Raw genomic sequence first — 14,018 nt, 5'->3', positions numbered from 1 at the left:
TGGGTCAGCTGTCGGTATTCCATACTCTGCTTCACTTTGGTCGGTGAGCCGAGAAGGGTACCGGCGCTGGCCCTCCTGCCTCTACCGTGCGGTCCAAAGTGCTGCGGTTATTCTATGAATCCAGGAAACAAAGGCTTGAAGTTTATAGTATGTCATTTGAGGTTCTTTCTGGCAATCCGCATTCTCGCTGCGATCCCCCATGGCGGCAGCCTCGCCCGTCTTGCGCGAAAGCTCCGGGCGCCTCACGCGCCTCAGATGGTCGGCCAGCCCCTTCATCTTCGCGTGGCCCTGCGGGGTAATCACGTTGCTCTTCTTTTCTTGGCGCGGGTCCGTCTTGGGGTCGCGCCAGCGTGTCATGTTGCGACCTTGCATGGTCTGCTCCGCTGGTTCTGTGGGTAAGGCTCAAGGCGTCGTGTGCGATGTTCGCTAGCGTTGAGACCTGCGACCAAGGGTGATTGGCGGCCGATTCAAACGTTCGTTACAGTCAGTGTGTGCTCGCCGGAGCGCCTGCGCGTCACCCATGCCGAATCTGCCAACAATAACGAAAATCAGGGAGCTGTCCATGCCCATGCTGCCATCTTCACACCCGTCTTGCCGTGTCATATCCCGTTGCTGTCGCGTATTGCTCTCCGGGGGCATGGCGCTGGGCATCACGCTGGCCGGCATGACCGGAGTCCATGCTGCCCCTGGCGATGATGACGTCTTCCCGCTCTCCAAGCGCTGGGCGCAGATCAATTATCAGGTCTCCGGTGATGCTCAGGAAAAGGGCATGGAAGCCCTGGGCAAGGAGGTACGCGCGCTGGCGGATCAGTATCCGGACAATGCCCATGTGCTGACCTGGGAAGGCATTATCCTGGCCTCATGGGCCAAGGCGCGCGGTGGTCTGGGAGCACTGGATCTGGCCAAGGAAGCCAAGGCCACGCTCGAGAAGGCGATCTCGCTCGATCCCAAGGGCGACAATGCCTCTGCCTATGTGACGCTTGGCGCGCTCTATGACAAGGCGCCCGGCTGGCCAGTGGGCTTCGGGGATGATGAGAAGGCGGGAGAAGTGCTGCGCAAGGGGCTTGAGGTCAACCCGACGGGCATGGATACCAATTATTATTACGCCGATTATCTGGCCTCCGAAGGCCGTGATGAGGAAGCGCTCAAGCATGCGCGTCTCGCTCAGGACGGGCCGCCACGACCCAATCGTGAGCTGGCCGATCAGGAATTGCAGAAAGAGATCGCCGCACTGATCAAGCGCCTGCAGTGAGTCTCCGTCGTCCGTATCGCTTGCTTGGCTGTTGGAGGTGGAGACTGGCTGGAGCGACATCAGTGAGCCCTGCAAGTGAACGGCAGCGCTGGGCCAGGCGCTGTTCTAACAGCCTCGGAGGAATCCCCGATTTCCTGAATGACTGAGTCCTTGAGCCCCACGGCCCGAGCGGAGATTCCGCTCGGGCCGTGTCGTTTATCGCTCTGTGGATGAGAAGTCGTCCAGGTGCCTTCAGATAGCGCCTTGAATGGCGCTGATGACTGACTCGGTACGACGCGCCAAGCAAGTTTGCAGGTGACGGGCTGGCCAGTCTCGCGGCAGGACAGGATAATGCCTGCTCAGCCAAGGAGGATGCATGAGCGAGCAACAAGAGCACGTGGCCGGACAGCAGGTCTTCTCGCAGAACGATGTCGAGCGGGTCGAGACCAGAGTGTTGCAGGACGGCTTCTTTCGCCTCGAGCAGCGCGAATTCCGCCACCAGCGTTTCAACGGTGGCTGGAGCGATGTGATCCATCGCGAGGTGCATGTCCGTCACGATGCGGTAGGCGTATTGCCCTATGACCCGGTCAACGACCGCGTGGTCTTCGTCGAACAGATTCGTGCCGGCATGCTGGAAGACGCACGCACGCCCTGGAGTCTGGAGCCGATTGCAGGGCTGGTGGACAAGGACGAACAGGCCCATGAGGTCGCGCGCCGTGAGGCGGTCGAGGAGGCGGGGTGCGAGCTGACCGACCTGATCGAACTCTACCGCTACTACCCGAGCCCCGGCGCCTGTACCGAGGAGGTCACGCTGTTCATCGCTCTGTGTGACAGCAGTGGGCTGGGCGGCGTGCATGGTCTGGCCGAGGAGAATGAAGATATCCGTGTGCATGTGCTCGACTTCCAGGCGGCCCTCACGCTGCTGGAACAAGGGCGGTTGGGCAACGCGATGGCCATCATGGCCATGCAATGGCTGCTGCGTGAGCGTGCCTCGTTGCGCGTCATGCATGCCTGAGGCAGTGAAGGCGAAGCTTGGCAATCCCTCGTGTCTCACGCAGGCTTCCTCAACCTGCGCGTCAGAGCTGCTATTCTAGAGGCTTGCTGAAAACCGGCAGCCAGCAACGATCACTGTCTGCGCCAGTGTCCGTATCGGTCTCGGTTTTCGTCTCAGCTTCAGTCTTGAGAGCTGGACTCGATAGCCGAGAGCTGATCGCCGACAGCCTGAGTGCTGGCACAGCGCTTGATTTATCGCACGTCGCCCGCATCTTGCCACGCACGATAGCGGGCGTGCTTTGACAGACAACATGCCAATGTTCTGAGATTCGCAAGGAGATCGCCCATGCAGGTCAAGAAAGCCTATGTGGCTGACCTAAAAGCACTCCATGCCGAGTGCGGGTCCAATTATCTGCGCCTCACGCGCATCCTCGGCAAGGCCGAGGCCGGTGACAGCTTCGCCTTCCCGCTGGCGGGCAATCAGGGCCACTTCGGCACGCTGCTGCTCGAGGTGGTCGAATGCGCGCCCTATACCACCATGGTCACGGTCGCCCAGACCGGCGTGCTGGACCACATCATCGATTCGCCGCGCATGAGCGTGCATCTGTACCACGACGTGCGCATGGCGGAGGTCACCGACTTTCAGCGCCAGCGTCACTTCTCAGGGCGCAATCGTTACCCGAATCCGCGCATGCACCAGCCGGATGAAAAGCTTCAGCTCAATCGCTTTCTCGGCGAATGGCTGACCCATGCCCGCGCCTTCGGGCAGGCGGATGTGCCGGAGTTGCCGTGACGTTTGGGGCTGGCGTGGCGCACAGGCGCTGACACCCGGTGGATTACCCGTCTTGATTGACAGAACCGCGATGGCCCGGCCTCGCGGTTCTGTTCATTTCCCTGCTGCTCGAGAGACCGATGCGACTGATTCAGATAAGTGATTGCCATCTACGCGCCGACCCTGATGCGCGTTCACGGCTGGGCTTCCCCTGGCGTCAGCTGGAGGCGGTGATGGCGCATGCCTCGCGCCTGCGGCCCGATATCCTGCTGGTGACCGGGGATGTCAGCCAGGACGAGAGCCCTGCCTCCTATCGCATGGCGGCAGAGCTGTTCGATGGCCTGGGCTGCCCTTGGTTCTGGCTCGCGGGCAACCACGATCATCCTGAATTCATGCAGGAGCTGCGTCCCTTCCATCACGAGCTGGATCTGGGCGACTGGCGACTGCTGTGTCTGGATTCGCGCGTCACCGGGCAGGCGGGAGGAGAGCTTGGCGAGGAGCAGTTGAGCGAGCTTGCACAGTCACTGGCGCTGTCCGTCGAGCTGGACCCGCGTCCGGTCCTGCTGGCCATGCATCATCATCCGCTGCCGATCGGCTCGGACTGGATGGATGCGCTGGGCCTTGCCGACCGCGATGCGCTGTGGGAAACGCTGCGCCCATACCCGCAGGTGCGGGCCGTGCTGTGTGGGCATATCCATCAGGCCTTCACGCAACTCATGCCGTGTGGGCAGGGCAGTGTGGCCGTCTATGGCGTTCCCTCCACCTCCGATCAGTTCGCTCCGCTGAGCCATGATTTCGCCGTGGATGAGGCGGCGCGCCCCGGCCTGCGCGTGGTGGATCTCGATGGCGAGCATCTCGAGACCTGGGTGGAGCGGGTCACGCTCTAGCCAGGCTCGCAAGTAAGGGCGGGCAAGCTCGCCCCATGCGCTGCCACAGCCATAGCGTCAGCGTGAATGCCCTGGGCGCCAGCATGAATGGCCCGGTGTCATCAGTGTGGCGCAAGACCCACAGGTGTCAGGTATGTCATTTCGGTCTTAAAAGATAGTTTCTGATTCTTTGACGTTATCAAGGCAGGGCGAGTACCGTGTAACCATTCGGCGTGCTTCCTCGGGGCATCCATCTGTCGCTGACAGAGCGCGCCACTGACTTCACGGGCCGCCTCTCGGGGCGTGTCCCAACGCTCATGAGGTTGCCGCACGCGATGCTTACCCCCGAACGTCAGACCCACCTCAAGCAGCTTGAGGCCGAATCCATTCACATCATCCGTGAAGTGGCAGCGGAATTTGCCAATCCGGTCATGCTGTACTCCATCGGCAAGGATTCCGCCGTCATGCTGCACTTGGCGCGCAAGGCCTTTGCGCCGGGCGTCCCGCCGTTCCCGCTGATGCATGTCAATACCACCTGGAAATTCCAGGAAATGATCAAGTTCCGCGATGAGATGGCGGCGGAAGTCGGCATGGAACTGATCGAGCACATCAATCAGGAAGGCGTCGAGGCGGGCATCAACCCGTTCGACCACGGCAGCGCCAAGTACACCGACATCATGAAGACCCAGTCGCTGAAGCAGGCACTCGACAAGCACGGCTTCGATGCCGCCTTCGGTGGCGCACGTCGTGACGAGGAAGCCTCGCGGGCCAAGGAGCGCGTCTACTCCTTCCGCGATCAGTACCACCGCTGGGACCCCAAGAATCAGCGTCCGGAGCTGTGGAACATCTACAACTCCAAGATCAACAAGGGCGAGTCCATCCGCGTCTTCCCGCTCTCCAACTGGACCGAGCTGGACATCTGGCAGTACATCTATCTTGAGTCCATCAAGATCGTGCCGCTGTACTACTCCGCAGTGCGTCCGGTGGTGAGACGTGACGGCCTCGACATCATGGTCGATGACGACCGTCTGCCGCTCAAGGAAGGCGAAGTGCCGGAAATGAAGTCCGTGCGTTTCCGTACCCTGGGCTGCTACCCGCTGACTGGCGCCGTGGAATCCACCGCCGCGACCCTGCCGGAAATCATCCAGGAAATGCTGCTGACGCGTACCAGTGAGCGCTCCGGGCGTGCCATCGATCACGACCAGGCAGGCTCGATGGAGAAGAAGAAGCGCGAAGGGTATTTCTAAGGTCGCCCTAGCATTTTGCCTGCAGGCGCCGTTACACGGCGCTTGATGACCCGAACGAACAATTAGCATGATGAGTCGGCTCGCAGCCTCACGAGATACTGGCTCGCGACACTGGCTCGCGACACTGGCTCGCCACCTCATCAGGCCCATGACAGCGGCAAGGAGAAGAGTGTGTCCCACGCGTCAGACAAGATTTCCGCGGATATCGAAGCCTACCTGCAAGAACACGAGCGCAAGGACCTGCTGCGCTTCATCACCTGCGGTAGCGTTGATGACGGCAAGTCGACCCTGATCGGTCGTCTGCTGTTCGATTCCAAGCTGATCTATGAAGATCAGCTGGCCTCCATCACCCAGGCCTCCAAGACCAGCGGCACCACCGGTGACGAGGTCGATCTGGCCCTGCTGGTCGATGGCCTGCAGTCCGAGCGTGAGCAGGGCATCACCATCGATGTCGCCTATCGCTTCTTCTCGACCGACAAGCGCAAGTTCATCATCGCCGACACGCCGGGGCACGAGCAGTACACCCGCAACATGGCCACCGGCGCCTCGTCGGCAAGTCTGGCGATCATCCTGATCGACGCGCGCTACGGCGTGCAGACCCAGACCCGTCGTCACAGCTTCATCGCCGACCTGCTGGGCATCCAGCACCTGGTGATCGCGGTCAACAAGATGGACCTGGTCGATTACTCCGAGACCCGCTTCAACGAGATCGTCGCCGAGTATCAGGAGTTCGCCAACAAGCTGAATGCACCGGACATCCGCTTCGTGCCGATGTCCGCTCTCAAGGGCGACAACGTCGTCAATCGCAGTCCGTCACTGGACTGGTACACCGTCGATGGCGTAGGGGGCCCGTCACTGCTCGAGGTGCTGGAAACCGTCGAACTGACCCACGACCAAAATCTCAGCGATCTCCGCTTCCCGGTACAGTACGTCAATCGTCCCAACCTCGATTTCCGTGGCTACTGCGGCACCCTGGCGGCCGGTGTCGTGCGTCCGGGCGACAGCGTCAAGGTGCTGCCGTCCGGCAAGACCTCGACCATCGAGCGCATCGTCACCTTCGATGGTGATCTCGAGATCGCCTATCCGGGGCAGGCCATCACCTTGACGCTTGATGATGAGATCGATATCTCGCGTGGCGACTGGCTGGTGGCGGCGGATGCCGAACTGCCACTTTCCAATGCGCTGGAAGCGGATATCGTCTGGATGCACGAGAAGCCGCTGCAGCCGGGCCGTCAGTACGATATCAAGCTGGCGACCCGCGACCTGACTGGCCAGGTCAGCGCCATCGACTATCTCTACGACGTCAACACGCTGGAGCATCACGAGGGCGACAGCCTGGCGCTGAACGCCATTGGCCGAGTCCAGCTCGAGTTGACCCAGGCGGTGCCGGTGGATGACTACCGCTCAAGCCCGGGTACCGGCAGCTTCATCGTGATCGATCGTCTGAGTAACGTGACCGTCGGCGCGGGCATGATTCGCGGCGTGGGTCGCTCCGGCACCCAGGCCACGACCCGGCAGACCGACTGGGCCGCGTTTGAAGCCGACCTCAACGCGCTGGTGCGCAAGCACTTCCCGCACTGGGAAGCCCGTGACGTGCGCGAGTTGCTCGGCCGCACCAACTGATTCCATCCTGTCGCGAAAGCAGCATGGAAGTCAGCGAGATACCAACAACAACGCTGGACACGCAATAACAACACGGCCTGCTGGAATGAAGCCGGAGAACGCAAAAGCCCCCATGGCCGCAAGGCGATGGGGGCTTTTTTGCATGGCGCGGCTCACCTCTGGCGCATCAGGCGACAGCCGTGTCGATGGCGAGCGGGGCGGAGGGGCCGAAGTGCTCGTGGTGACACTGGCTGAGCGGGACGCCGATACGGCTGAGGTGCTGGATCATGCTCTGCATGAAACCATGCGGGCCGATCACGAAGGCCTGCAACGACTCGGCGCTGGCACCGGTCGTGGCGATCTGCCGCGCCAGCCAGTCGCGCTCGATGATGCCCAGCTGCGCATGGGACGGCAGCGTCTCGGCCTGTTCGTAGCAGACTTGATAATGCAGCTGCTCGGGATATTGCACGACGAGCGTTTGCAGTGTGGCGTCGAAGGCATGCACCTCGGGATTGCGTGCCGCATGCAGGTAGATCACCTGGCGGCCCGCCGCCAGCGCCGCCGTCAGCAGCGGCAGCATCGGTGTCTGGCCGACACCGGCTGACAGCAATAGCACCGGGGCATCGGCGCTCTGCGGGGCAGCATGTTCGAAGGTCAGCTCGCCGGCCGGCGGCAGCAGCTCGATCTCGTCACCTGCCTTCAGCGCATGCAGGTACTGGCTGGACTGGCCGTAGGCCTCGCGCTTGACCGAGATGCGGCAGAAGCGCTCGTCCGGCGCATGGGACAGGCTGTAATGACGATGGATCACGCCCTGCGGTATCGTCAGGCGCATGCCGATGTACTGGCCCGGCAGGAAGGAGAACATCGGGCCTTCCACCGGCACCAGGTACAGCGAGCGAATCTCGCGGCTCTCGTCCTGTGTACGCACGATGCGAAAACGGCGCAGCCCCTGCCAGCCGCCGCGGGTAGCGGCGAAGCTGTCGTAGCGGCCCTGCTCGGCGGCGATCAGCACAGCGGCCAGTTCCCCGTAGAGGGCGCCCCAGGCATCGGCGATCTCTGGCGTGACGGTATCCCCCAGCACCTCACCGATGGCAGCCATCAGGCACTCGCCGACGATAGGGTAGTGCTCCGGCAGGATGTTGAGCGAGACATGCTTGCTGACCACGGGCGCCAGCAGGCGGTCCACCGCCTCACGTGAGTGGCGCGCGCCGACATAGGCGAGTACGGCGCCGGCCAGCGCACGGGCCTGGCCGCCGCTGGCCTGGTGGGTCTGGTTGAACAGCGGCTTCACCTCGGGATAGCGCTCGAACATCAGCGGATAGAAGCGCGCCGTGATGGCATTGAGATGCTCGGCGACGACGGGAGCGGTGGCGGCGATCAGGTCTTCCTGGGCGTTGGTCAGCATGACGATACCTCTGATTGATGTCCCTCCCTCTATGGCAAGGGGCGTGCCAACTCTCCAGGGCAGTCGTCATGCGCTCTGTAGGTCCATGATGTCAAAATGACATGGTCATGTGGCGTGTCTTAATGACATCGAACGTGTCATGATGACATCAATCTTGAGCCCTCTCACACCCGATCCCCGCAAGGAGGACCGCATGCCCGATGCCCACTTGCCCCTGAACGATACGCCGGTCGCGGCCGTGAATGCCTGGCTTGCCGCCTGGTTGTCCCGCGAGGAGGGCGGCGAGCGGCGAGCGCTGCCATGGACGCGTCTGCTGGCCGCGATCATGCAGCAGCTGCCCGGTGAGGCGGCGACCCTGATGCGCTACCTGCCCGAGCGTGACGAGCTGTTGCCACTGGCCACCTACGGCCTGCCTGCCGAGGTGCGCGGGCGACGCTTCGCGCTGGCGGAGCACCCGCGGCTTAAGGCGATCGCCGAGCACACGGGAGTGCATCGTTTCGCGCTGGACAGCGACCTGCCAGACCCCTTCGATGGCCTGCTGGGGGACGTGCATGGGCCGGATCTGCTGGTGCATGACTGTGCCGGTATCGCGCTGCGCGAGGGCGACACCCTGCTGGGAGTGATGACCTTCGACGCGCTGACGCCGGGGGTGCTCGCCCCGCTGGAATCGCTGTGTGCCTCTGCGAGCACGGACGAGCTGGCACTTCCCCTTCAGGAGTTGCAGGCCTGGTTGTCACTCTCCGCACATTGTCTGTCGCTGTCCCTGCGACAGGAGTGGGCCGCGGACGGCAGGTCAGCGCTTTCGGCACCGATGGTGGTCTCACCGACAGGCATGGCGTCACAGAGCGCCATGGCCTGTCCGCAGCGGGGGCCGGCGATGGCCAGGCTCGAGGCGCAGCTGGAGGCGGTCGCCGATACCGAGATGACGGTGCTGGTGCAGGGCGAGACCGGTGTGGGCAAGGAGGGCGTGGTCCAGCGCCTACACGACGCATCCCGGCGGGCTGCGCGGCCGCTGGTACGCATCAACTGCGCCGCCTTGTCGCCGGACCTGGTCGAAAGCGCGCTGTTCGGTCATCGGCGTGGCGCCTTCTCGGGCGCGACCCATGATCACCGTGGCCACTTCGTGATGGCGGATGGTGGCACCCTGCTGCTGGATGAGATCGGCGAGCTGCCGCTGGCGCTGCAGCCCAAGCTGCTGCGGGTACTGCAGGAAGGCGAGCTGCAGCCGCTGGGCAGCGATCGCGTGGTCAAGGTCGATGTGCGCGTCATCGCGGCCACCAATCGCGATCTCGAGGCGGAGGTCGCCGCCGGGCATTTCCGTGAAGACCTCTATCACCGTCTGAGCGTCTATCCGCTCAGGGTGCCGCCGCTGCGCGAGCGCGGACGTGCAGACCTGCTGGCGTTGGCCGGCACCTTTCTGGAACACAACCGCACGCGCCTCGGACTGGGCAATCTGCGCCTGACGCCGGCGGCGGAGCGCCTGCTGTGCGACTACCCCTGGCCCGGCAACGTGCGTGAGCTGGAGCACTGCCTGAGTCGCGCGGCCCTGCATGCCCGGCTCGCGCATGGTGCCCACCTGACTCGCCTGCGCGCCGATGGGCGCCAGCTGGTGGTGATCACGCCGGAACTGCTGGGACTGGAGGTCAACGCCGAGGTGTCACTTGAACGGGCCGCCAGCGTAGCGCAGGAGATTCAGGGCGCGCAGATGGGGAGGGTGGATCAGGCGGGAAGAGCGAGTCATGCGGCGGAAGCGAGTCAGACCCCAGGAGCAAGCTCTGCACAGCGCGCCTGCCGACACGCCAGCGACGAGACGCTGGGGCTGCGCGATGCCACCGAGGCGTTTCAGCGCGAGCACATCTCGCGGGTCTGGCAGGCCAGTGATCGCAACTGGGCGGAGGCGGCGCGCAGGCTCAAGGTCGATCGCGGCAACCTGTACCGGCAGGCGCAGCGTCTGGGAATTGTCTGAGGCGCGAGGCAGTGTCTGGGGCGAGATGAAGTGTCTGATATGAGAAAAGAAGACGGCGATGCTCATGGAGCATCGCCGTTCTTGTATTTCTGCTGCTGTCGGCTCTGGTGCGACGAGACGTCCGTGTCTCGCACGCCAATTCAGGCGCGAGTGGCGATCAGCACCGCACGCCGAGGCGCCGGGTGGCCTTCGCGGGTCAGGCTCGGGTCAGTGGGATCGAGGAAGTCGCTCAGCGAGTGGTAGGTCATCCAGTCGGTGGCACGCTGCTCGTCCAGGGTGGTCACGGCTTCATCGACGATGCGCACGTCCTTGAAGCCGGCGCGCTCACACCAGTGGGCCAGCGCCTGCGAGGAGGGCAGGAAATAGACATTGGGCATCGCGGCGTAGCGCTCGCCGGGCATCAGCACCGTCGTCACGTCACCTTCCACCACCAGGGTTTCCAGCACCAGCTCGCCGCCGGGACGCAGGGTGTCACGCAGCTGGAAGAGGTGGTCCATCGGCGAGGGGCGATGATAGAGCACGCCCATCGAGAACACGGTATCGAAGGCACCCATCTTCGCCGGCACATCCTCGATGCCTACCGGCAGGAAGTGCAGGTTGCGGCCCTGGGGGTGGTCCGCGCCAATGAAGTGGCGTACGGCATGGAACTGGCAGTAGAAGCGCGGCGAAGGGTCGATCACCAGCGTGAAGGCCGCGCCTGCACCGACCATGCGCCAGCCGTGGTAGCCATTGCCGCCGCCGACATCCAGCACGCGGCGATGGGTGAGATTCGACAGGTGCGGCGCGAGACGCTGCCACTTCCAGTCGGAGCGCCATTCGGTGTCGATATGGATTTCGTCGAGCTGATAGGGGCCCTTGCGCCACGGCATCATCGCACGCAGCAGGTTCTCGCTCTGGCGCAGCTGGCCGCTAGTCAAGCCAGTCGGAAAGCGTGCACCGACCCGATCGGCTTCCAGCTGTACTTCGCGTGCGTCGGGCAGGGCGGGCAGCTTTTCCAGCGCCCCATGCCAAGCCTTCAGGTCAGCATGGCGCTTGCGGTCCAGGCCATTGGCCAGCTGTTCAGGCAGGGCGCCCAGCCAGCGGGCGAAGCCATCGCCGACGGCGCCTGGCTCACAGGCCAGCGCGGTGAAGGCGCGGTAAAGGTCGCGGTCATACGGGGAAATGCTCATGCGCTGGGTCGGGTCCGTGCAGGCGTAGCGGTCATTCGGCGGCTTTGAAGGCGACCATCGAGGCGAAATTCAGGTATTGCAGCCAGGTATGGCTGCGCTGGAAGCCGGCGCGCGCCAGGCGCTCGTGATGCGTGTTCAGGCTGTCGGGCTTCATGACGTCCTCGAGGGCCTCGCGTTTCTGGGAGATTTCCAGATCGGAGTAGCCGTTGGCGCGCTTGAAGTCATGATAGCGTTCGATCAGCCAGGCATTCTCGACCGGATCATCGCTGATGATCTTCTCGGAGAGGATCAGCACGCCGCCGGGTTCCAGCGCCGCGAACAGCTTGTCGATCACGGCGTCGCGGTCTTCCGGCGGCAGGAACTGCAGCGTCAGATTGACCACGATCATGCCGGCCGGCTGATAGTCGAGGGTGCGAATGTCGGCTTCGGTGACGTTGATGCGGTGGTCGGGGAAGGCCTCGGCGAGTTCGCGGCTGGCGCGCTCGACCATCGGTCTGGACAGGTCGACGGCTTCGATCTCGATATCCTCGGCGGCCATCTCGCGGGCCAGCGCCATGCTGGCAGCACCCAGTGAGCAGCCCAGATCATAGACCCGAGCGCCGGGGCGCAGGTGGGCGCGGGCCATCAGGCCCAGCATGGCGATGATCTGACCGTACCCCGGCACCGAGCGGCGCAGCATGTCCGGAAAGCAGCTGACGACCTGCTCGTCGAAGGAGAAGCTGGCGACACGGTCAAGGGGTGTCGTAAATATCGCGTCACGGTAAGATGCATCACTCATGGATCAAGGCTTCATCGGGCAGTGGGCCAGGGCGACATGCCTGTGGCCGAGGACCGGCCGGGCAGAGCGCCCCGTCGGGCCCGCCATTCTACGCATTCGGCGCCCGTGACGCACCCGTCACGGCTGGCGGGTGATGCCTCCATCAATCGATTTCAGGCCGGGCCATGCAGGGCCGGTCATTACACTTCAAGGAGAGAGGTGGCCATGTCCACTCAATCAGCGGCACGTTCTGCGCGTCGTAATACCCAGGCCTGGCAGGCTCTCGCGCGCCATCATCAAGAGCAGATGGCCGATGTGCATCTGAAGGACCTGTTCGCCGAGGATGCGGCGCAAGGGCGTGACCGAGTGGCGACCTTCACGCGCTCTGCCGCGGGGCTGCGTCTGGATCTCTCCAAGCAGCGCCTCAAGGGCGAGACCCTGGAGCTGCTGCTGGAGCTGGCGCGCGAAACCGGCGTCGAGCAGGGCATCAAGCGCCTGCTGGCCGGTGAACATGTCAATCGCTCCGAAGACCGTCCGGCGCTGCACGCCGCGCTGCGTCTGCCGCGCTCCGCCAGCCTCCTGGTGGATGGCGAGGATATCGTGCCGGCCATCCACGAGAGCCTCGAGCACCTGGCCGAGATGGTCGATACCTTCCACAGCGGGCAGTGGCGTGGCGCCACCGGCAAGCCGATCACCGATGTGGTCAACCTCGGAGTCGGTGGCTCGGACCTCGGCCCATTGATGGTCTCCAGCGCCCTGAGCGATTGCCGCCCCAAGGACATCCACGAGATCGGCGTGCACTTCGCCTCGACCATGGATGGCTCCCAGCTGGCGGACTATCTGGAATCCTTCAGCCCGGAAACCACGCTGTTCATCCTGTCCTCCAAGTCATTCTCGACCATCGACACGCTATCCAATGCCCGCACCGCGCGCGACTGGCTGAAATCACGTCTCGACCCGGAAGGACGCCTGGAAGCGCTGATCAACCGTCAGCACTTCATCGGCGCTTCCGCCAAGCCGGAGAAGATGACCGAGTGGGGCATCGCACCGGAACATCAGCTGCTGTTCTGGGATTGGGTCGGCGGCCGCTATTCGCTGTGGGGCACCATCGGTCTGCCCATCGCGCTCAACGTCGGCATGGACAACTTCCGTCGTCTGCTGGCCGGGGCGCATGAGCTGGATGAGCACTTCCGCACCGCGCCGCTGGAAGACAATCTGCCGGTGCTGCTGGCGCTGGCCGGGATCTGGAACAACAACTTCCTCGATATCCGCGCCCACTCCATCCTGCCCTACGACGGTCGTCTGGAGTACTTCGCCAGCTACCTCGAGCAGCTGGAGATGGAATCCAACGGCAAGTCAGTGACCAACGATGGCGAGATGATCGACTACTCGACCTGTCCGGTGCTGTGGGGCCAGCTGGGGCCGAATGCTCAGCACGCCTTCTATCAGCTGCTGCACCAGGGCACCCAGGCGGTCGAGTGTGACTTCATCGCACCGATGTGCCGTTATGACCATGTCGAGGACGCCGAGACACGCGCCCACCTCAAGGCACAGCACCGCCTGACGCTGGCCAACTGCTTTGCCCAGTCACGTGTACTGATGCTGGGCGATGACGCCATCCCCGGTGATGAGGCGCAGCCGAACCACAAGCGCTACCGTGGCAATCAGCCGTCGACCACGCTGCTGCTGGAAGCGCTGACACCGGAAACGCTGGGTGCGTTGATTGCGCTCTACGAGCAGAAGGTCTTCGTGCAGGCCACCATCTGGGACATCAATCCGTTCGATCAGTGGGGCGTGGAGCTGGGCAAGCAGATCGCCACCGCCACCGAAGCGACCATGACCACCGGCGAAGGCTTCGAGACGCTGGATGCCTCCAGCCGCGCGCTGATCGAAGCGGTGTGGGCCGCACAGGACCAGGACCCGCGCTGAACCCGCGGCGGAGGTGAGTGAGGGGGGGGAGCGAGTGAGAGAGTGTGTGAGGGCATGCTGCCATGCCGTGCAAGACGAGCG

Annotated in this window: 11 protein-coding genes and 1 pseudogene; 8 read left to right on the top strand and 4 right to left on the bottom strand. The window is 63.7% G+C overall.

Annotated features, from left to right (window positions below; translation table 11 throughout):
- Nucleotides 1–174: 174 nt before the first annotated feature.
- Nucleotides 175–372, bottom strand: a pseudogene (locus NH396_RS05650) (transcription elongation factor GreB); the annotation flags it as partial.
- A 190-nt stretch (nt 373–562) separates the two neighbouring features.
- Between NH396_RS05650 and NH396_RS05645 the strand changes: the two are divergent.
- The 6 genes from NH396_RS05645 (at nt 563) to cysN (ending at nt 6,732) form a co-directional block, all read left to right on the top strand.
- Nucleotides 563–1,252 (top strand): hypothetical protein, encoded by a 690-nt coding sequence (locus NH396_RS05645; RefSeq protein ID WP_253062167.1) that lies wholly within the window; start codon nt 563–565, stop codon nt 1,250–1,252.
- A gap of 355 nt (nt 1,253–1,607) precedes the next feature.
- The gene (locus tag NH396_RS05640) at nt 1,608–2,246 is read left to right on the top strand and encodes an NUDIX domain-containing protein (RefSeq protein ID WP_176676595.1); all 639 of its coding nucleotides are present in this window, start codon (nt 1,608–1,610) and stop codon (nt 2,244–2,246) included.
- Between the two features lie 324 nt (nt 2,247–2,570).
- A complete protein-coding gene (locus NH396_RS05635) occupies nt 2,571–3,017 on the top strand; it encodes a DUF1249 domain-containing protein (RefSeq protein ID WP_043337025.1) in 447 nt (148 codons plus the stop codon).
- A gap of 119 nt (nt 3,018–3,136) precedes the next feature.
- On the top strand, nt 3,137–3,883 hold the full coding sequence (locus NH396_RS05630) for a metallophosphoesterase (RefSeq protein WP_176676596.1): 747 nt from the start codon (nt 3,137–3,139) through the stop codon (nt 3,881–3,883).
- Nucleotides 3,884–4,197: 314 nt separating this feature from the next.
- Nucleotides 4,198–5,109, top strand: coding sequence for a sulfate adenylyltransferase subunit CysD (cysD, locus tag NH396_RS05625; RefSeq protein ID WP_176676597.1), 912 nt, complete (start codon nt 4,198–4,200; stop codon nt 5,107–5,109).
- A 171-nt stretch (nt 5,110–5,280) separates the two neighbouring features.
- Nucleotides 5,281–6,732, top strand: coding sequence for a sulfate adenylyltransferase subunit CysN (gene cysN, locus NH396_RS05620; protein ID WP_176676598.1), 1,452 nt, complete (start codon nt 5,281–5,283; stop codon nt 6,730–6,732).
- A 166-nt stretch (nt 6,733–6,898) separates the two neighbouring features.
- Here cysN and NH396_RS05615 read toward each other — a convergent pair whose 3' ends face one another.
- The gene (locus NH396_RS05615; RefSeq protein WP_176676599.1) at nt 6,899–8,116 is read right to left on the bottom strand and encodes a globin domain-containing protein; all 1,218 of its coding nucleotides are present in this window, start codon (nt 8,114–8,116) and stop codon (nt 6,899–6,901) included.
- 193 nt (nt 8,117–8,309) lie between these two features.
- On the opposite strand from NH396_RS05615, the gene norR reads away from it, so the two are divergent.
- A complete protein-coding gene (gene norR / locus NH396_RS05610; protein WP_176676600.1) occupies nt 8,310–10,082 on the top strand; it encodes a nitric oxide reductase transcriptional regulator NorR in 1,773 nt (590 codons plus the stop codon).
- Nucleotides 10,083–10,222: 140 nt separating this feature from the next.
- Here norR and cmoB read toward each other — a convergent pair whose 3' ends face one another.
- Both cmoB and cmoA read right to left on the bottom strand, forming a co-directional pair.
- Nucleotides 10,223–11,251 (bottom strand): tRNA 5-methoxyuridine(34)/uridine 5-oxyacetic acid(34) synthase CmoB, encoded by a 1,029-nt coding sequence (cmoB, locus tag NH396_RS05605; RefSeq protein ID WP_176676601.1) that lies wholly within the window; start codon nt 11,249–11,251, stop codon nt 10,223–10,225.
- Between the two features lie 31 nt (nt 11,252–11,282).
- Nucleotides 11,283–12,029 (bottom strand): carboxy-S-adenosyl-L-methionine synthase CmoA, encoded by a 747-nt coding sequence (cmoA, locus tag NH396_RS05600; protein ID WP_043335167.1) that lies wholly within the window; start codon nt 12,027–12,029, stop codon nt 11,283–11,285.
- A gap of 204 nt (nt 12,030–12,233) precedes the next feature.
- Here cmoA and pgi point away from each other — a divergent pair, with 204 nt between their 5' ends.
- A complete protein-coding gene (pgi, locus tag NH396_RS05595) occupies nt 12,234–13,937 on the top strand; it encodes a glucose-6-phosphate isomerase (RefSeq protein WP_176676602.1) in 1,704 nt (567 codons plus the stop codon).
- Nucleotides 13,938–14,018: the final 81 nt, after the last annotated feature.

It is taken from the genome of Cobetia sp. Dlab-2-AX (assembly GCF_024124625.1).
Taxonomy (GTDB): Bacteria; Pseudomonadota; Gammaproteobacteria; order Pseudomonadales; family Halomonadaceae; genus Cobetia.
Note: the sequence above shows the minus strand (reverse complement) of the source record. Positions and strands in the feature narration are given on the sequence as shown.